Source organism: Tsuneonella sp. HG094, assembly GCF_053819285.1.
In genome coordinates this window covers 1,023,351-1,040,690 of sequence record NZ_JBSORA010000001.1, presented here as the reverse complement: position 1 = coordinate 1,040,690, position 17,340 = coordinate 1,023,351, and the positions used below count along the sequence as shown (strand labels likewise).

General features: G+C 66.8%; 21 protein-coding genes, 2 tRNA genes and 1 other RNA gene. 10 read left to right on the top strand and 14 right to left on the bottom strand.

What is annotated here, in order from left to right:
• Positions 1-102: 102 nt before the first annotated feature.
• Entirely contained in the window at positions 103-1,443 is a 1,341-nt protein-coding gene (locus ACWPMX_RS05175) for an SLC13 family permease (RefSeq protein ID WP_455698971.1), read from the top strand.
• Positions 1,444-1,459: 16 nt separating this feature from the next.
• Here ACWPMX_RS05175 and ACWPMX_RS05170 read toward each other — a convergent pair.
• The 3 genes from ACWPMX_RS05170 to efp all read right to left on the bottom strand — a co-directional run bounded on the left by ACWPMX_RS05170 (position 1,460) and on the right by efp (position 2,979).
• A tRNA-Leu gene (locus ACWPMX_RS05170) sits at positions 1,460-1,543 on the bottom strand.
• A 43-nt stretch (positions 1,544-1,586) separates the two neighbouring features.
• A complete protein-coding gene (locus tag ACWPMX_RS05165; protein ID WP_455698970.1) occupies positions 1,587-2,408 on the bottom strand; it encodes an inositol monophosphatase family protein in 822 nt (273 codons plus the stop codon).
• Positions 2,409-2,415: 7 nt separating this feature from the next.
• The gene (gene efp, locus ACWPMX_RS05160) at positions 2,416-2,979 is read right to left on the bottom strand and encodes an elongation factor P (RefSeq protein ID WP_455698969.1); all 564 of its coding nucleotides are present in this window, start codon (positions 2,977-2,979) and stop codon (positions 2,416-2,418) included.
• 178 nt (positions 2,980-3,157) lie between these two features.
• Here efp and ACWPMX_RS05155 point away from each other — a divergent pair, with 178 nt between their 5' ends.
• Positions 3,158-3,520, top strand: a complete 363-nt coding sequence (locus ACWPMX_RS05155; protein WP_455698968.1) for an elongation factor P — start codon at positions 3,158-3,160, stop codon at positions 3,518-3,520.
• 3 nt (positions 3,521-3,523) lie between these two features.
• On the opposite strand, the gene ACWPMX_RS05150 is transcribed toward ACWPMX_RS05155, so the two are convergent.
• The 3 genes from ACWPMX_RS05150 to thiE form a co-directional block, all read right to left on the bottom strand.
• Positions 3,524-4,168: a M23 family metallopeptidase gene (locus ACWPMX_RS05150; protein ID WP_455698967.1), complete on the bottom strand. Its 645-nt coding sequence runs from the start codon at positions 4,166-4,168 to the stop codon at positions 3,524-3,526.
• A 1-nt stretch (position 4,169) separates the two neighbouring features.
• Entirely contained in the window at positions 4,170-5,366 is a 1,197-nt protein-coding gene (locus ACWPMX_RS05145; protein WP_455698966.1) for a L,D-transpeptidase family protein, read from the bottom strand.
• A gap of 76 nt (positions 5,367-5,442) precedes the next feature.
• A complete protein-coding gene (thiE, locus tag ACWPMX_RS05140; protein WP_455698965.1) occupies positions 5,443-6,075 on the bottom strand; it encodes a thiamine phosphate synthase in 633 nt (210 codons plus the stop codon).
• Between the two features lie 61 nt (positions 6,076-6,136).
• Here thiE and ACWPMX_RS05135 point away from each other — a divergent pair, with 61 nt between their 5' ends.
• Positions 6,137-6,535, top strand: a complete 399-nt coding sequence (locus tag ACWPMX_RS05135) for a hypothetical protein (RefSeq protein WP_455698964.1) — start codon at positions 6,137-6,139, stop codon at positions 6,533-6,535.
• A gap of 9 nt (positions 6,536-6,544) precedes the next feature.
• On the opposite strand, the gene ACWPMX_RS05130 is transcribed toward ACWPMX_RS05135, so the two are convergent.
• From ACWPMX_RS05130 to tkt, 5 genes are all read right to left on the bottom strand, one after another.
• Entirely contained in the window at positions 6,545-7,432 is an 888-nt protein-coding gene (locus tag ACWPMX_RS05130; RefSeq protein WP_455698963.1) for a fructose bisphosphate aldolase, read from the bottom strand.
• A gap of 76 nt (positions 7,433-7,508) precedes the next feature.
• Entirely contained in the window at positions 7,509-7,970 is a 462-nt protein-coding gene (locus ACWPMX_RS05125; protein ID WP_455698962.1) for a PaaI family thioesterase, read from the bottom strand.
• Positions 7,967-9,169 (bottom strand): phosphoglycerate kinase, encoded by a 1,203-nt coding sequence (locus ACWPMX_RS05120; RefSeq protein ID WP_455698961.1) that lies wholly within the window; start codon positions 9,167-9,169, stop codon positions 7,967-7,969. Before ACWPMX_RS05120 ends, ACWPMX_RS05125 begins: the two co-directional genes overlap by 4 nt.
• 45 nt (positions 9,170-9,214) lie before the next feature.
• Positions 9,215-10,222 carry a type I glyceraldehyde-3-phosphate dehydrogenase gene (gap, locus tag ACWPMX_RS05115; RefSeq protein ID WP_455698960.1) on the bottom strand — a complete coding sequence of 336 codons (1,008 nt, stop codon included), beginning with the start codon at positions 10,220-10,222 and terminating at the stop codon, positions 9,215-9,217.
• A 14-nt stretch (positions 10,223-10,236) separates the two neighbouring features.
• Positions 10,237-12,198, bottom strand: coding sequence for a transketolase (gene tkt, locus ACWPMX_RS05110; protein ID WP_455698959.1), 1,962 nt, complete (start codon positions 12,196-12,198; stop codon positions 10,237-10,239).
• A 176-nt stretch (positions 12,199-12,374) separates the two neighbouring features.
• Here tkt and ACWPMX_RS05105 point away from each other — a divergent pair, with 176 nt between their 5' ends.
• The 6 genes from ACWPMX_RS05105 to ACWPMX_RS05080 all read left to right on the top strand — a co-directional run bounded on the left by ACWPMX_RS05105 (position 12,375) and on the right by ACWPMX_RS05080 (position 14,682).
• Positions 12,375-12,587, top strand: coding sequence for a hypothetical protein (locus ACWPMX_RS05105; RefSeq protein WP_455698958.1), 213 nt, complete (start codon positions 12,375-12,377; stop codon positions 12,585-12,587).
• Positions 12,584-13,144, top strand: a complete 561-nt coding sequence (gene zapA, locus ACWPMX_RS05100) for a cell division protein ZapA (protein ID WP_455698957.1) — start codon at positions 12,584-12,586, stop codon at positions 13,142-13,144. Before ACWPMX_RS05105 ends, zapA begins: the two co-directional genes overlap by 4 nt.
• Positions 13,145-13,154: 10 nt before the next feature.
• Positions 13,155-13,324, top strand: a non-coding RNA gene (ssrS, locus tag ACWPMX_RS05095) — 6S RNA.
• A gap of 121 nt (positions 13,325-13,445) precedes the next feature.
• On the top strand, positions 13,446-14,030 hold the full coding sequence (locus tag ACWPMX_RS05090) for a 5-formyltetrahydrofolate cyclo-ligase (protein WP_455698956.1): 585 nt from the start codon (positions 13,446-13,448) through the stop codon (positions 14,028-14,030).
• Positions 14,027-14,263: a DUF2842 domain-containing protein gene (locus ACWPMX_RS05085; RefSeq protein ID WP_455698955.1), complete on the top strand. Its 237-nt coding sequence runs from the start codon at positions 14,027-14,029 to the stop codon at positions 14,261-14,263. The genes ACWPMX_RS05090 and ACWPMX_RS05085 overlap by 4 nt, the downstream gene beginning before the upstream one ends.
• The gene (locus tag ACWPMX_RS05080; RefSeq protein WP_455698954.1) at positions 14,263-14,682 is read left to right on the top strand and encodes a hypothetical protein; all 420 of its coding nucleotides are present in this window, start codon (positions 14,263-14,265) and stop codon (positions 14,680-14,682) included. The genes ACWPMX_RS05085 and ACWPMX_RS05080 overlap by 1 nt, the downstream gene beginning before the upstream one ends.
• Positions 14,683-14,699: 17 nt before the next feature.
• Here ACWPMX_RS05080 and ACWPMX_RS05075 read toward each other — a convergent pair.
• Positions 14,700-14,776, bottom strand: a tRNA-Asp gene (locus ACWPMX_RS05075).
• A gap of 170 nt (positions 14,777-14,946) precedes the next feature.
• Between ACWPMX_RS05075 and ACWPMX_RS05070 the strand changes: the two genes are divergently transcribed.
• Positions 14,947-15,366: a hypothetical protein gene (locus ACWPMX_RS05070; protein WP_455698953.1), complete on the top strand. Its 420-nt coding sequence runs from the start codon at positions 14,947-14,949 to the stop codon at positions 15,364-15,366.
• 4 nt (positions 15,367-15,370) lie between these two features.
• Here ACWPMX_RS05070 and ACWPMX_RS05065 read toward each other — a convergent pair whose 3' ends face one another.
• The gene (locus tag ACWPMX_RS05065; protein ID WP_455698952.1) at positions 15,371-15,967 is read right to left on the bottom strand and encodes a YdeI/OmpD-associated family protein; all 597 of its coding nucleotides are present in this window, start codon (positions 15,965-15,967) and stop codon (positions 15,371-15,373) included.
• Between the two features lie 35 nt (positions 15,968-16,002).
• On the bottom strand, positions 16,003-17,337 hold the full coding sequence (locus ACWPMX_RS05060; RefSeq protein WP_455698951.1) for a dihydrolipoamide acetyltransferase family protein: 1,335 nt from the start codon (positions 17,335-17,337) through the stop codon (positions 16,003-16,005).
• Positions 17,338-17,340: the final 3 nt, after the last annotated feature.

Genomic DNA, 17,340 nt, shown 5'->3' with positions numbered 1-17,340 from the left:
TGGTTAGGCAATTCCGGAACCGGGCGCCAGACCTCGCGGTCCCTGCGCTGCCAAAGCGAGACACTCGATGCAGATCAGTCCCGGTTCGCCGGTAGCCGCCCGGTGAACGTCGACCAGGTCCTGACGCTCCTCGTTCTCGCCGCGGTCGTGGGGATGATGATCTGGGACCGTATCCGGCCCGATGTCATCGCGCTGTCTGGTGCGGCGGTCCTGCTGATGACCGGGGTCGTGCGACCGATCGAGGTCCAGGGCGCATTCGCGAGCCCCGCGATCCTGGCACTCGCCGCCCTGTTCGTCATCGCCTACGCGCTCGAACTCTCGGGCCTGCTAGACCGCGCCATCCAGCTCGGGGTGAAGCTGTGCAAGCGTGCGGGCGCGGCGGGCATCTGGATGCTTCTGAGCGCCATCGGCTTCGTGTCCTGCTTCCTCAACAGCACGCCGATCGTGGTTCTCGGCGCGCCGGTAGTGCGCGATGTCGCGCGGGCACTCGACCTGTCCCCCAAGCGCTACCTGATGCCGCTGTCCTACATCGCGGTCCTCACCGGATGCTGCACCCTGATCGGCACATCGACGAACCTCCTCGTCGACGACATGGCAAGCATTGCGGGCCAGCCGCGGTTCGGGATGTTCGAGATCACGCCCGTCGGCCTCTCCATGGCGTTGGCGGGAGGCCTTTACCTCTTCCTCTTCAGCGGAAGGTTGATGGGTCGCCATCTCGATGACCCGTTACCCGACGAGGCGGCGGAGAACGGTCGCACCGTCAGCGGGATGGTCGCCTCAGCGGACGAAGTACACATCGGCGGGGTGCAAGTCGGACACGCCGAGCTGTTCGCAGAGCCGCGCCCTCTACAGCCCATGAAGGCGCTGATCGCCTCGACGATCTTCATCGCGGCGATCGCCGCTGCCGCACTCGATATCGCGCCGATCGCGGCAAGCGCGTTCGCCGGGGCGGTCCTCCTGATCCTGCTGCGCGTCATCACCGCCGACGAAGCCTATGGCGGCCTAAAGCCCGACATCCTGATCCTTATCGCGGGGATGGTCGTCATCGGGATTGCGATGGAGGAGAGCGGTCTGGCCGATGCGGCTACCCGTTTCCTGATTGACCAGATGCACGACATAAGCCCGCTCGCTGCCCTGATCGTGCTGTATTTCGCTACGATGGTGCTGACCGAATTGCTCTCCAACGCGACGGTCGCAGTCCTGGTGACACCGATCGCGGTGGCGCTCGCGGAAAGCCTCGGGGTCAGCCCGCGTCCCTTCCTCGTCGCGGTGATGATGGCCGGCAGCGCGGCGTTCGCCACGCCGTTCGGTTATCAGACGAATGTGATCGTCTACCAGATGGGCGGATACAGCTATATGGATTTCGTGCGCGTCGGACTGCCGCTGAATATGATCACCGCGGTCGTGGCCATCACCACGATCACGATCTTCTTCCCGTTCTAGGGTCGGCCGAGCCGTCTGGTGCCCCTGGCCCGACTCGAACGGGCACGCCTTTCGACAAACGATTTTGAGTCGTTCGCGTCTACCATTCCGCCACAGGGGCAACCCGAGGCGCCGACGCCCTTAGCGGCGACCGGCGACCGTTGCTAGGCCTTCAGCGCCGTGACCACCGCTTTGTGCAGCTTTGAGTGCAGACCGTCGTTCCCGGCGAGCACCTGGCGGTCGCAGATCGGCTGCGAGCGACCACGGTAGTCGGTCACGAAACCGCCCGCCTCGCGCACGAGCAGGCAGCCCGCCGCGGTGTCCCACGGCGCGAGGTCGCTTTCCCAGAACCCGTCGTAGCGGCCCGCCGCGACCCACGCGAGGTCGAGCGAGGCGGCGCCGAAGCGGCGGATGCCGGCGACCTGTGGACCCAGCGCGGCGTAGAGCTTGATCCATTCCGCGAAGTCGCCGTGCCCCTGATAGGGCATTCCGGTCGAAATCAGCGCGTCGGACATCCGTGCGCGGCTGGACACGCGAAGGCGTGCATCGTGCAGCCACGCGCCCCGGCTCTTTTCTGCCCAGAACGTTTCGTCGGTAACCGGCTGGTAGACCACCGCGGCGGTCACCTCGCCCCAGCCCGAACCGTCGAGCTTGGGCTCCTGCGCCGCGATCGAGATCGCGAAGTGCGGAATGCCGTGTAGAAAGTTGCTGGTGCCATCGAGCGGATCGACGATGAAGCGCGGCTTGCCCTCTTCGCCCTCGATCTCGCCGCCTTCTTCCATCAGGAAGCCCCAGCCGGGCCGCGCCGCCTTGAGCTCGTCCCAGATGGTGCGCTCGGCGATGCGATCGGCCTTCGAGACGAAATCCGACGGTCCCTTGCGGCTGACTTGGAGGTGCTCGACCTCGCCGAAGTCGCGGCGCAGCTTGCCGCCCGCCTTGCGGGCAGCCTTTTCCATGACGCGGATAAGACCGGACAGAGCGCTCACGGTTCGATCAGCCCGCCTTGCCCACGTAGGTCCGCTCGTAGACGTCGACCACGATGCGAGTACCGCTTTCGATGTGCGGGGGCACCATCACGCGCACACCGTTGTCGAGCACGGCCGGCTTGTAGCTGGACGAGGCGGTCTGCCCCTTCACCACGGCATCGGCCTCGACGATGGTCGCCTCGACCTGTTCGGGCAGCGCGACCGAGATCGGCTTTTCATCCCACAGCTCCAGCGTCACGTCCATGCCGTCCTGCAGGAACGCCGCGGCATCGCCGAGCAGGTCCGACGGCAGGTTGATCTGCTCGTACGTGTCCTTGTCCATGAACACGAGGCTGTCGCCGTCGTTGTAGAGGAACTGGAAGTCCTTCTGTTCCAGCCGCACGCGCTCGATCGTGTCGGCGCTGCGGAAGCGGACGTTGGTCTTCCGGCCGTCCTGCAGGTTCTTCATCTCGACCTGCATGTAGGCGCCGCCCTTGCCCGGCTGGGTGTGCTGGATCTTGGCGACCTTCCAGATGCCTTTTTCGTATTCGAGGATGTTGCCGGGACGGATATCCACGCCGGAGATCTTCATGGTGCAAAGAGCCTTGGGTTGGGGAACGCGGGCGTTCGAAAAATTCGATGGGTCGCACGCCGCGCCGGTCGGGCGGGAGTGCTGCGGGCCGCGCCTTAGCCGCTCGGCCGCCGCCCGGCAAGGTCACCCGGACGCAGGCGTCTGGCGCGCGTGCGCGCGGTTTGCTAACGGGGCCGCGATGATCAAAGCCCTCTTCCTCGGCGCTGGCCTCGCCGTGCTGCTCGCCTCTGCCGCATCCGCGCAGGACGGACCGATGACGCTGCCCACCGGCCGCTATCTATGCGAACTGCCGGGCGACGCGACCGGGCCGGCCTCGCTCAAGGTCGAGGGCGCCTGGTTCGATATAGTCAACGCCTCGGCCTATATCACCGAGGGCGGCGGCGGGACCTACCTGCTGAACGGCAAAACACTGGTGTTCACGCGCGGCCCGCTCAAGGGTGCAAAGTTCGAACGGACGGGCGCGCGGGCCTTGAAGCGGCTCGAGGCCGAAGGGCAATTCGCCAAACTGCGATGCGTGCGCACGGGCCGCGCCGAAGGCTGACCGTCAGCGCCGCAGCAGCGGGTACGGATTGATCGCAATCGAAGGCTGGTACCACTTCGACTGCGGCGACGTCTGCAGGATTGCAAAGTGCAGGTGCGGCGCATCCGGGCTGGCGTTGCCGGTGTAACCGACGCTGCCGAGCCGCTGACCGGCGGTGACCGACTGGTTCTCCGCGAGGCCCGGAGCGTAGTCCCTGAGGTGCGCATAGTAGTAGATCGTTCGGCCATCGGTCGAACGGACGTAGGTTGTCTTCCCGCCGTCTTTCGAAAGAAACAGCTTTTCCAGCTTGCCCGGCGCGGCCGAAACGACCGGGGTCCCTTCGGGCGCCATGATGTCGATCGCATCGTGCACCCGCGTGCCGCCTGCCCGCGCCTGCGTGAACGTGTCGACGAGCTGGCCGGCGGTCACGCCCGTCACCGGAATGACGAGCTTGCCCGGCACCTGCGAGACGACGCTCGCCTGCACCATCGACGCTTCCTGGAGCACCGCTGCGGAGGGCGTCGCGGATGGCATCGAGAGCGGTCCACCCGGCTGGCTGAGAACCGTCGCGCGCTGCATCAGGGTGCCGCCCGCGACGATCCACACCGCGCTCGTCAGCGTCGCGGTGACCACAATGGTCAGCAGCCGATCGAGCGCTTTCAGTGCCATGTCAGGCGATGAACTCCACTCTGGTGCCGCTCTTGACCATCTGGGCCAGGCGCGCGGCATCCCAGTTAGTCAGGCGGACGCAGCCGCTGCTCTGCGCGCGCCCGATGGTCTGCGGTTCGGGCGTACCGTGAATGCCGTAGTGTTCCTTGCTGAGGTCGATCCAGACAACGCCGACGGGACTGTTCGGCCCCGGAGGAAGCTGCTGCTTGCCGCCCGGGTCGCTGTTGCCGAGCACCTTGGGGTCGTAGGCAAACGGCGGATTGGGCGCCTTGCCGTTGATCTTCCAGTTCCCCAGCGGCAGCGGGAACCGGCTGCTGCCCGACGAGACGGTGAACAGCGCCACCAGCTTGCCCGCCGCGTCGTAGGCCTTGAGCGTGCTGCCGCCCTTGCTGACGACGACCTTGTCGACCTGCGGCTGCTCGGTGCCGACGCCGAGGCTGACGAGCGTCTGCTGCCAGTCGGGATCGTCCACTGCGCCGGGCGCGATGCGGTCGCCACCGATGTTGGGCACCCGGATGAGCTGGCCGGCGGCGAAAGTCGAAGGGAGCGGTGCGCCCGGCACTGCTGCGGTCTCGCTCGCTGTGGGCGTCGCAGTCGGGGAAGCCGTCGCCGGGGCGGTGCCGCTGGTCGCCGGCGTGCCGCCGGGGTTGAGCATCTTGAGCACGTCGATCGTGGTGTGGAACCGCTCGGCCAGCTTCTCGTCGAGGCTCTGGTACGCGAGCCTCTCCAGCTTCGCCTGGTCGGCCGCATCTTCCGGCGTGGCTTCGTATTCGAGTTCGCCCCAGTCGGCCGGGATGCGGACGACGCGCGTGGCGGGAATGCTCTTCCACTGGGCGAGCTTCGCCAGGGTCGCTTCGTCCATTTCCCCGCTCACGGACAGTCCGTTGGCTTCCTGGAAGCCCTTGAGCGCGTTGGTCGTCGACATGCCTTCCTTGCCGTCGATCACGCCCGGGCCGAAGCCCTGTCGATCGAGCACGACCTGCGCCTGCATGATCGGGCGCGCTTCCGAATCCGGGATGTTGGGCACGTCGCTCGCCATGTCGGCGCCGTCCTGCGAGGCCATCGTGTCGGCGAGGTTCTCGGTCGTGGCATTGGCCGAGCGGTCGGCCTCCGCGGCATCGGCATTGTCACGGTCGGTGCCGTTGAAGCCGCACGCGGCGAGCGCGAAGAGAGATGTAGCGATAAGGAAGTGGCGCAATCGGGATCCCCTGGTCACGGGACGCGACCCGTCCCTCGCCAAGGCAACGACCAAGTGCCGAATTATTTCCCGGCCATCACTCGGGGCGCGGATCGGCTGCTTCGATAGCGCGATGGAAGGCGGCGACGTTGGCGGCCGGGTCACCATCCCAGACAGCAGCGGACACCGCGAGGAAGTCCGCGCCGGCGGTAACCAGCGGGCCGCAATTGTCGGGGGTTATGCCGCCGATCGCCACGCACGGGATCTCGAAAATGGTCTGCCAGAAGGTGAGCAACTCGAGGTCGGGCCGGTGCTCGCTCGCCTTGGTCGTGCTGGGGAAGAAGGCGCCGAACGCGACATAGTCTGCCCCGGCCTCCCCCGCTTCCATCGCCAGGTGGCGACTGTCGTGGCAGGTCACACCGATCTGCGCCTCGCGCCCGAGTGCCTCGCGCGCCTCGCGGACGTCGCCGTCGCTTTGGCCGAGGTGGACGCCGTCGGCGCCCAGTCGCCTGGCGAGCGCGATGCTGTCGTTGACGATGAAGGCGCAGTCGTGCGCAGAGCAGATCGCCTGCAGGGGCTCGGCAAGCCGAGCCGCTTCGTGCTGGTCGACGTCCTTCACGCGGAACTGGAACGCCGCCACCGACCCGCTGGATAGCGCGGCTTCGAGCCGGGCGGGAAAGTCGCCGCCGACGTCGAGCGGCGAGATGAGGTAGAGTTCGCTGACAGCCATCGCCGCGCTAGGTAGCGGGCATTCAGGCAACCGCAAGCCGACTTCGTGCGTTCTGCTCACCATGAGAACCGCAATCGCCTTCGTCGCCCCAGTTCTGACCGCTGCTGCCCTCGTCGCCGGATGCACGATGGTGCCGCCGCCCGACAGCACCCCGCCGCAGCCGCAAGGCTATGCCGTGCCGCTGGGCGTGCCGGTCCGCGTCGGCGACCTCGTCGTGACGCCCAAGAAGCTCGTCGAGGACAGCCGGTGCCCGATGAATGCGCGCTGCGTGTGGGCGGGCCGCGTGGTCGTCACGACGCGAATCGTCGGCCCCGGCTTCTCGGACACCGCCGACCTGACGCTGGGCGAACCGTTCGGCACCCACGGCAAGATGCTCGCCCTGTCGAGCGTCCGGCCCGAGCGGATGACCAATACGACGCTCGAACCCGGCGACTACCGCTTCACTTACGAAATGCGCTGACCCCGGCGCTCAGCTTACCGAGGCGGCGTGGATCTGGTCGATCGCGCCGCCCAGGGTCGAATCGAACTCGTCGTCCGACTGCTGGTGGCGCAGGTCCTGCAGCAGGCCGCGGCTAAAGCTCGCGATCATGCCCTCGTTCGCCTTCAGCTTCTCGCACGCCTCGTCGGTCGAATAGCCACCCGATAGCGCCACGACGCGCAGGACGCGCGGGTGATCGACCAGCGGCTTGTAGAGGTTTGCCTCGACCGGGATCGACAGCTTCAGCATGACCTGCTGGTCCGCCGGAAGCGCGCCCAGTCCTTCGAGTATCGCCTCAAGCAGCACCTTCTCGCCCTCGGCGCGGTCGGCTGCATGGATGTCGTATTCCGGCTCGAGCATCGGCACGAGGCCGGTCGAAAGGATGCGCGCCCCTTCGGCGAACTGCTGGTGGACCGCCTGCTTGATGCCGACCGGGTCGTTGGCCTTGATCACCGAGCGCATCTTGGTGCCGAACACGCCCTTCGCCTTGGCGCGGGTGCACAGCGCTTCGAGGTCGGGCATCGGCTTCATGAGCTGGACGCCGTTCGCCTCGTCCTCAAGGCCCTTGTCGACCTTCAGGAACGGCACCACGCCGCGCTCGGCGAGGCGTTCGGGAACCGGCTTGCCGCCGCTTTCGCCGTCCATCGTCTTTTCGAACAGGATCGCGCCGATGACCTTGCCGTTGCCGAAGCATGGGGTCTCGATGATCCGCTGGCGCATCTGGTGGATGAGGCCGAACATCTCGTCGTCGCCGGTCCACGCACCCTCTTCGATACCGTAGCCCTTGAGCGCCTTTGGGGTCGATCCGCCCGACTGGTCGAGCGCGGCGATGAAGCCTTGGCCCGTGACGATGCGGTCGGTCATTTCGGCGTGATTCATTGGGGTCCCTCAAGTCGATGCATAGGTATGCGCGGGGCTGCCCTTAGCCAGCACCGCACCGGCCCGCAACCCGCGCTCAGGCGCGTTTGCCGACCTTGCGAATGATGCCGGTGAACGAGAATACCGGCTTGCCGTCGGCGGTAATCGTGCCGCGCACGAATACGGTCTTGCCGCCCGCCCGGGTCACTTCGCCGCGCGCCTCCATCAACTGCCCGACCCTTGCCGGATCGAGGAAGTCGCACCCCATCTGAAGGGTGACGGCGTAGTTGTCGGTCAGTTCGTGGTGGGCGATCGAGAACAGCGCGAAATCGGCGAAGGTCATCAGGCACCCGCCGTGCATGAAGCCGCCACCGTTCATGTGCCGCTGTTCGGCGCGGAAGGCGCAGACCGCCTCACCGTTCTCGTCCACGCGGTAGAAGAACGGACCTGCGCGCGTTTCGAAAGCGTCGTGGGCCCAGTGGAGCCAGCCATCGAATTCGCCGCCCTCGACCCGCTGGGGTCCCGCGAGGACGCCTGCTGTGGCGGGCTCTTCACTCACTTTTCGAGCGCCTTGACGCCAGGTAGTTCGCGCCCTTCCATCCATTCGAGGAATGCGCCGCCGGCGGTCGACACGTAGGTGAAATCACCCGCCACGCCCGCGTGGTTGAGTGCCGCCACGGTGTCCCCTCCCCCGGCGACGGAAACCAGCGATCCGTCTTGAGTGAGCGCGGCGGCGGTGCGCGCCAGGGCCACGGTGGCCTCGTCGAACGGCGGCGTCTCGAACGCACCCAGCGGACCATTCCACACCAGCGTGCGGCAGGTCTTGAGCACGTCTGCCAGAGCCTCGACCGCGGTGGGTCCGACGTCGAGGATCATCTCGTCGGCAGCGACCTCGTGGACGTTGCAGGTCCGCAAGCTCGCCGGATTGGCGGCGAATTCCTTCGAAACCACGACGTCATAGGGCAGGTGCACCGTGCACCCGGCGTGGTCGGCCTTGTCCATGATCGCGTTGGCGGTGGCGGCGAGGTCGTGCTCGCACAGCGACTTGCCGACATCGACCCCGCGCGCGGCGAGGAAGGTGTTGGCCATCCCGCCGCCGATGATCAGGTGCTGGACCCGGCCGACGAGGTTTTCGAGCACGGCGAGCTTGGTCGAGACTTTCGCCCCGCCGACGACCGCCGCGACGGGCGTTTCGGGCGAGCCGAGCGCGGCGTCGAGCGCCTTCAGCTCCTTTTCCATCGCCCGGCCGGCATAGGCGGGCAGCAGGCGCGCAAGGCCCTCGGTCGTCGCGTGCGCGCGGTGCGCGGCGGAAAACGCGTCGTTGACGTAGAAATCGCCGATCGCGGCGATGCCTTTCGCAAACTCGGGATCGTTCGCCTCCTCGCCCGGCCAGAAGCGCACGTTGTCGAGCAGGCCGATGTCGCCATCGCGCAGGATACCGACCGATTGTTCGACGACCGGGCCCATGACCTCGGGGATGAACATGATCTCGCGCCCGAGCACGCGCTCGACGTCGCCCATAACCATGCTGGTACTCATGACCGAGCTGCGTTGGCCCTTCGGCCGCCCGAAGTGCGCCAGCAGCAGCACCTTTGCGCCTGCGTCCGCGAGTTCGAGGATCGTCGGCGCGCTCGCCTCGACGCGGGTCACGTCGCTCGCGCGGCCCTCGTTCATCGGCAGGTTGAGGTCGACCCGGACGAGCGCGACCTTGCCGCGCACGTCGCCGAGATCGTCGAGCGTTCGGAACCGTCCGGTCATACTATCAACCTGCCTTTATCGAGCGCTTGATCGACGATGATATCGTCAGAGGAACTTCGCCATCACCCCGGCGGTGTCGATCATCCGGTTCGAGAAGCCCCACTCGTTGTCGTACCAGCTGACGACACGGGCGAGCTTGCCCTCGAGCACCGCGGTCTCCAGCGAATCGACGGTAGAAGACGCCGGGTAGTGATTGAAATCGCTCGAAACGAGCGGTTGATCCGTATAGTCGAGCACACCCTTCATGGCACCGTTCGCGGCCGCCTTGAGCGCAGCGTTCAACTCCTCGGCGGTCGTGTCGCGGCCGGGAGTGAACACGAGGTCGATCATCGACACGTTAGGCGTCGGCACGCGGACCGAGCTGCCGTCCAGCTTGCCCTTGAGCTCGGGCAGGACGAGACCTACCGCGCGGGCTGCGCCGGTGGTGGTCGGGATCATGTTCTGCGCGCCGCCCCGCGCACGGCGCAGGTCCGAATGGATCTGGTCGAGCATGCGCTGGTCGTTGGTGTAGCTGTGGATCGTGGTCATGAAGCCGCGCTCGATCCCGACCGTCTCGTGCAGGACCTTGGCGACTGGAGCGAGGCAGTTCGTGGTGCAGCTCGCGTTGGAGACGATCACATCGTCGGCGGTCAGGCTATCCTGGTTGACGCCGAAGACGATGGTCTTGGACACGCCCGTGGCCGGGGCCGAGATCAGCACGCGCTTGGCACCGGCGGCGAGGTGGGGACGGCTCGCTTCATCCGACTGGAAGAACCCGGTGCATTCGAGCACGAGGTCGATACCGTTGGCGTTGTGGGGCAGCTTGCCGGGGTCACGCTCGGCGGTAACGTGGATGTGCTTGCCGTTGACCACCAGGTCGTTGCCGTCGGTTTCGACGGTGCCCGGGAAGCGGCCGTGGGTGCTGTCGAACCCGAACAGCAGCGCGTTCGACTTGGTGTCCGCCAGATCGTTGATCGAAACGAGTTCCAGATCGTGGTCCGTCCGCTCGAGGATGGCGCGCGCGACGAGCCGCCCGATACGTCCGAAACCGTTGATCGCAACCTTGGTCGCCATGTGAAAAGCTCCTGCTAAATGCCCAGTCTGGCTTTGATTTTGGGAACGATGGCTTCTGCGGTGAAACCGAATTTCGCGAACAGGTCTTCGGCCGGAGCCGAGGCGCCGAAACGGTCGAGCCCGATCTTGAGGCCGTTCGCCATGGTGTAGCGATCCCAGCCCATCGTGCTGCCGGCCTCGATCGAGACGCGAAGAACCTGTTCGGGCGGAACGTTCGGCAGCAGATCGTCCTTGTAGGACTGGTCCTGCGCATCGAACAGTTCCATGCAAGGCATTGAAATCACGTCCGCCCCGATGCCTTCGGCTTCGAGTGCGTCGGCGGTGGCGACGGCGATCTCGACCTCGGACCCGGTGGCGATCAGGATCACCTTCCGGTCGCCCCTGGCGGCACGCAGGCGATAGGCGCCCTTGGCCGAGAGGTTGCCGCCCTCGGTGCGCAATTGCGGGAGGTTCTGGCGGCTCAGCGCGAGAACCGAGGGCGTCTCCGGGGTCGAGAGTGCGAGCGCCCAGCATTCGGCGGTCTCGATCGTGTCGCACGGGCGGAACACGTTGAGATTCGGGATGAGGCGCAGGCTCATCAGGTGCTCGACCGGCTGGTGGGTCGGCCCGTCCTCGCCCAGCCCGATGCTGTCGTGCGTGAAGACGTAGATCGCGCGGGTCTGCTGCAGCGCGCTGAGGCGCACCGCGTTGCGACAATAGTCGCTGAAGATCAGGAAGGTGCCGCCGTAGGGGATCACCCCGCCGTGCAGCGCCATGCCGTTCATCGCGCAGGCCATGCCGAATTCGCGGATTCCGTAATAGAGGTAACGCCCGGCGTAATCGTCCGCGGTGAGCGGGCCGGTCGCCTTGGTCTTGGTGTTGTTCGATCCGGTCAGGTCGGCTGAGCCGCCGATCATGCCGGGGATCGCGGCAGTCAGCACCTCGAGCGCCATCTCGCTCGCCTTGCGGGTGGCGACCTTTTTGGGTTCGGCGAGCAATTCGGCGATGTAATCGTCGAGGACGTCGGCGGGGATCGTGACCGAAAGGTCCTTGCCGCCCGCGCGCGCGGTCCACTCGGCGTGCGCGGCCGCACCGCGCTCGCCGGTCTTGCGCCAGTCGGCGAGAATCTCGGCGGGGACTTCGAACGGTGCCGCGGTCCAGCCCAGTTCGGCGCGCGCCGCCGTCACCTCGTCCGCGCCCAGAGCCGCGCCGTGCACGCCGCTGGTGCCCTGCTTGTTGGGGGCCCCCTTGCCGATCACCGTACGGCATTCGACCAGCACCGGCTTGTCGTCCAGCGCGGCTGCTTCGCCCAGCGCGCGGTCGATGTCGGCGAAGTCGTGCCCGTCGCATTCAAGCACGTGCCATCCGGCGGCGCGGTAGCGCACAGGAATGTCCTCGCAGGTCGAGAGCGAGGTCGCCCCATCGATAGTGATATTGTTGCTGTCCCACAGGACCTTCAGGCGTCCGAGGCGCAGGTGCCCGGCAAGGCCGATCGCCTCGTGGTTGACGCCTTCCATCAGGCAGCCGTCGCCCGCGACCACCCAGGTGGTGTGATCGACCAGAGCGTCGCCGTGGACCGCGTTGAGATGCCGCTCGGCGATCGCCATGCCGACCGCCATCGCGAGGCCCTGGCCCAGCGGACCGGTGGTGCATTCGACACCGTCGATCAGGAAGTTTTCAGGGTGACCCGCGCAGGGGCTGCCGAGCTGGCGGAAGTGGGCGATCTCGTCGATCGTCGGGTGGGCGTAGCCGCTCAGGTGCAGCAGGCTGTAGATCAGCATCGAACCGTGCCCGGCCGACAGCACGAAACGGTCGCGATCGGCCCAATCGGGCACCTTGGGATCGAACTTGAGGTACTTAGACCAGAGAACCGTCGCCACGTCGGCCATGCCCATCGGCATGCCGGGGTGGCCCGAATTGGCCGCCTGCACCGCGTCCATGGAAAGCGCACGGATGGCATTGGCCATCGGTGCGAGGCGGACGGGGTCGAGCGACATTGGTTTCAGGCTCCTCGATAGGCCGATTCGGGTGCGCGCGGCCCCCTTCGCGTGACCGCCCCGCGAGGTCAAGGCGAGCGCCCGCGTAGTTCCCGAACGGCTGACTAAAGGCCAGTTATCAACAGGCCGCGACAACCCTTTGCGCAAACGCGGCAATGACGATAAATTGCGCTGCGATGACGGGGGATCGAAGCGAAGCGGCTGTACAGCGGATCGAGGCGGCGCTCGCTCGGATTGCGCGCGCAGCAGACACGCCCGCGAGCGCGGCACCTGCCGCCGGCGGTTCCGCCAACATCCTTGCCCTGATCGAACAGCACGAGACCCTGCGTGAGACCGTGGCGCTCGCCCTGGCCGATCTCGACCGCGTGATCGCGGACCTCGATCAATGAGCGAGGTCGCGCTCTCGATCGGCGGGCGGACCTACCGCGTCGCCTGCGCCCCAGGCGAGGAAGCCCGCGTCACCCGGCTCGGCGAGACGGTCGCCGAGAAGCTGGCCGCGCTCGGCAACCCTGCCGGACCCGATGCGCAGAACTTGCTGTTCGCCGCGCTTCTCCTCGCCGACGAAGTGCAGGAAGGACGCGAGACCGTTGCCGGGGCGCAGGACAAGATCGCGAGCAGCCTCGGACCGCTCCAGAGCAGGATCGCCGAATTGGAAGGCGAGCTGGCAGAACTTCAGGGCGCTCGCGACGGCGAAGGCGCGGAACTGGCGCACGCGCTCGACCGCCTCGCCGAGATGGAATCGGCGCTTGCGGCGCAGGAAGCCAAGTCGAGGGAACTCCACGACGAACTTGCCGCTGCGCGCGAGCAGCTGTCGTCCCGGCCGGTCGCGATTGCGGCGCCCGATACCCCCGCGGACCTCTCAGCCCTCGCCCCTGCACTCGAACATTTTGCCGAAATGCTCGAGGAATGTGCTGACAAGCTTGAGGGTCGGGCTGCCAGCGCCTAGATAGGCTGCGGCGGGACTGCCCGGCACGAGCCTTATCAAAATCCCCGGGGCTATAAGCAATCCAAGGGAGCTGTCCCTGCCCTGAGGCCCTGGTTCGTCCAGGAAATCGGGGTACATGGTTCCCACCTGACGTTGAGGCGTCGGAGGATTTCGAGGCAAACGACCCATGGTGGTTCCGCCACAGACTTTGCGCGCTTTCTGTTGGCCGTTGGCCGGCTTCGCATTCGCTGCTTGAGCGCGAATTTTTCGCGCTACCGCTTGTGCTACTTGAGCGCGTGGATTTTCGCGCTAGCTCCCGTTCATGACTGTAACCTCCCAAACGAAGGCCGACCTGCGCCGCCGCCTGCGGGCCGAGCGGATCGCCCATGCCGCGGCGCTTCCGACCCAGGTCCGCGCGTTGATCTTCCATCGCCCGCCCCGCCCCGTGCTCGATCTCGTGCCTGCGGGAGCGACCGTCGGGCTCTACCATGCAACCCCCGGCGAGGCACCGACAGGCGGGTATGCTCGGTTCTTCCTCGACCAAGGCCATCCCATCGCGCTGCCGTGGTTCGCCGCGCGGGAGGCCGCGATGACCTTTCGCCTGCATAGCGACCCGTTCGAGGGAAGCGATCTCTTCCCGGGGCCATTCGGTGTGCAGCCAGACAACGAGGCGGAAGAAGTCCAGCCAGACGTGCTGTTCGTCCCCGTGGTCGGCTTCACCGGCGACGGCCAGCGGCTCGGCCAGGGCGGTGGGCACTACGACCGCTGGCTCGCGGCGCACCCCGGCGCAATTCCCGTCGGCATGGCGTGGGACATGCAGGAAATCCCGCAATTCGCTGCCGAACGGCACGATGTACCACTTCGCGCGGTCGTGACGCCCACGCGGGTGCTGGGGCCGTTCGCATGAGGACCGAGCCGACGCTGCGCATCCCGCTGGGGATCCTCGCGCTCCTGATCGCTCTCGGCCTCTACGCCGGGCTCATCGCACACTACGCTCCGGACCTCATCGGCCACTGGCCCACGCTGGCGCAGGCGGCGGTCTACTTCGTGCTCGGGATCGTCTGGCTCCTGCCGCTGAAGCGCTACATCATATGGATGGAGACGGGCCGCTGGGACCCGCCCAAGGGACCCGAGGTTTGATGCTCTCGATCCTTGCCCTTCTCGCCGCCACGCCCACAGCGCAGACTGATCCGCCGCCGTCGCTCGTCGGCACCTGGGCACAGGACGAAAAGACCTGTCTCCGCAGCACCATCCGCGAGGTCGTCTTCCGCAAGGACGGCAGCTTCGATGTCACTTGGTATCCGTTCGAGCGCTACGTCGATTATTGGGGCAGTTACGCGCTCGATTCGGCGACCGGTGACCTGACGATCACGCCGACCGGTGGCAACGCGATCCCGTCGGACGCGGCGACGACGCGTAAGGTCATCGCGTTCGACGGTGCCGACAGTTTCCAGTTCGTCGATGGCAGTCTTGGTATCAGTCCGACATTCGGCAGCTGCACGGGCGCGTTCAGGCGCCTCGGCCCCGTCAAGGAGCCGGCGCCAGCGCCAACCGAGTAGATTGAAAAAGTCCCAAGTGGCGCGAGTGACGGGGCTCGAACCCGCGACCTCCGGCGTGACAGGCCGGCACTCTAACCAACTGAGCTACACCCGCGCATTTAAGGGGCTTGCACCGCTTGGGAGCAGCGCCACTAGGGCGTGATCGGAGGGCTGTCAACAGCAGCAAGGGCGCCTTTTTGCGGGAGCCCGATCCACCAAAAATTAACCATGTCGCGGCACTGTCCGCCCAGCCCCGGTCGCGGGGCGAAGGGGGACTTTCGAGATATGCGTTATGGCCTTGGCCTTGCCGGTTTGTTGCTGTGCGTCGCCGGTGCGGCGCACGCGCAGGGGTCGGTAGATATCGATCGCTCGGTATATGTCGAGCGCATGCGCGAAGGCGTCCGCGCGCTCGAACCTGCGAGCACGCTGAGACCGGGGGACAAGGTCGTGCTCGTGCTCCAGTGGCGCGCAGAAACGGCGGCGAAAGGCTTCACCGTCGAAAGCGCGGTACCGCGCACCCTCGCCTTCCAGCGCGCGGGGAGCGACGCGGTCGAGGTGTCGACCGACGGGGGCCGCAACTGGGGCGAACTCGGCGAGTTGAAGATGGGCCAGCGATTCGCCTCGGCGGAAGACGTCACCCACCTGCGCCTGCGGGTCGCGGGTGCCGCGCGTGGGCAGATGACCTACAGCGCGATCGTGCGCTGACGCGTCAGCACTTTTCGTACCGCCAGTTCATTTTCTTGCCTTCTGCCGACTGCTGGCAGGCCGTGGCGATGCGCTTCGCTCGCGTGTCCTCGCGCTTGGCCGAAACGATCCACTCGAGGTACTCGCGCCGCGCGCCCGGCGGGAACGCGTCGAATTTCTCGCGCGCGCCCGGAGTAGCGGCCAGCGCGGCGGCGAAATCCTCCGGCATGGCGATTTCGGCCTTGGGCGGCTTCTTGTCGCGCGACGCGGTCGCACGGCCATCTTCCGCGACGCGTGTCGCAGCCGCACGCACCGATTCGATCAATACTTCGCGCGGCGGCAGGTCGTTGAGCGAGGTGACCTTGCCATATCCGCCCATCCCTTCGCGTTCGCTGCTGCCCTGCCGGCCCTCGCCGTGGATCACGAACGCGCAGTGCGCCTTGAACGAGGCCAGCCCGGCGACGTTCTTCCCGCCGACCATGAAGTGCGGCATGCCCCACTTGATGCCTTCCTCGACCTGCGGAAGCGCGTCGTGGACGACCTGGCGCAGGTACGTGAGGATCGGCTCCGCGAACGGCGTGGCCTTGGCGATGTAGGTATCGACACGTGGATCGGTGGTCATCCTGCCCTCCCTTTTCGGACGGCAGGATAACCCGATCAGTTGACGAGCAAAAGCGCCGGCGTTTCGATCAGCTTGCGGATCGCCTGGATGAAGCTCGCCGCGTCCCACCCGTCGACCACGCGATGATCGCACGAGACCGACATGTTCATCAGCTTGCGCTTCTCGATCCGCTCGCCGCCCATGCCGTCAGAGACGAACATCGGGCGCTCGACGATCCGGTTGGGACCGATGATCGCCACCTCGGGCCGGTTGATGACCGGCGTGGTCGCGACACCGCCCAGCGGTCCGAGCGAGGTGATCGTCAGCGTCGAGCCCGACAGTTCATTAGACTTGGCCGACCCGTCGCGCGCAGCCTCGGCGAGGCGGCGGATCTCGATTGCGAGCTGCCACAGGTTCTTGGCCTGCGCGTCGCGAATGACCGGCACCATCAGGCCGCCGTCGGTCTGCGTCGCCATGCCGAGGTGCACCGCGCCCGACCGCGTCACCACGCCCGCTTCGTCGTCGTAGCGGGCGTTGATCATCGGGAATTGCGGCACCGTCTTGGAGATCGCGGCGATCAGCAGCGGCAGCATGGTGAGCTTAGGCTTGTCACCGCGCGCTGCGTTGAGCTGCTCGCGCAGCCGCTCGAGTTCCGTGACGTCGCATTCCTCGACGTAGGTGAAGTGCGGGATGTTGCGCTTCGCGGCGGCCATGTTCTCGGCAATGCGGCGGCGCAGGCCGATGACCTTCACCGTCTCGTCGGCGCGGGTGATCCCGGCAGGCGCATGGCCGGTAGGCGCGCCGTAGGAGATGAACGCGTCGAGGTCGGCGTGCCGGATGCGGCCTTCCTCGCCCGGACGGACGTCGCCCAGATCGATGCCGAGCGCCTTCGCCCGATCGCGAACGGCGGGCGTCGCGAGGACCTTCGCGTGCGATGCGCTCGCGACGGGAGCGGGCTTGGGTGCGGGAGCCGGAGCAGGCTTCGGTGCCGGCGCCGGTTCGGGCAGTGGCGGCGCGGCCTTGGGCGCTTCGGCGATCACCTTCGCCACATCCTCGGCCTCGGGCGTCTCGGCTTCGAGCCGCTGCTCAACAACTTCGGACGTCGGCGCAGGCGCCGCTTCCGCGACAGGCGCGGTATCGATGGCTCCGCCCTCGGTCTCGATCACGACGAGCATCGATCCGATGGCAATCACGTCGCCCGCTTCGCCGGCAACCTCGACGACGGTACCCGAGACCGGGCTTTCCATCTCGACCGTGGCCTTGTCGGTCATCATGTCGGCGATCTGCTGGTCTTCGGAGACCGTGTCGCCGGGCTTGACGTGCATCGCGACGATCTCGGCCTCGGCAATGCCTTCGCCGATGTCGGGCAGATTGAAGATGAAACGTGCCATGCG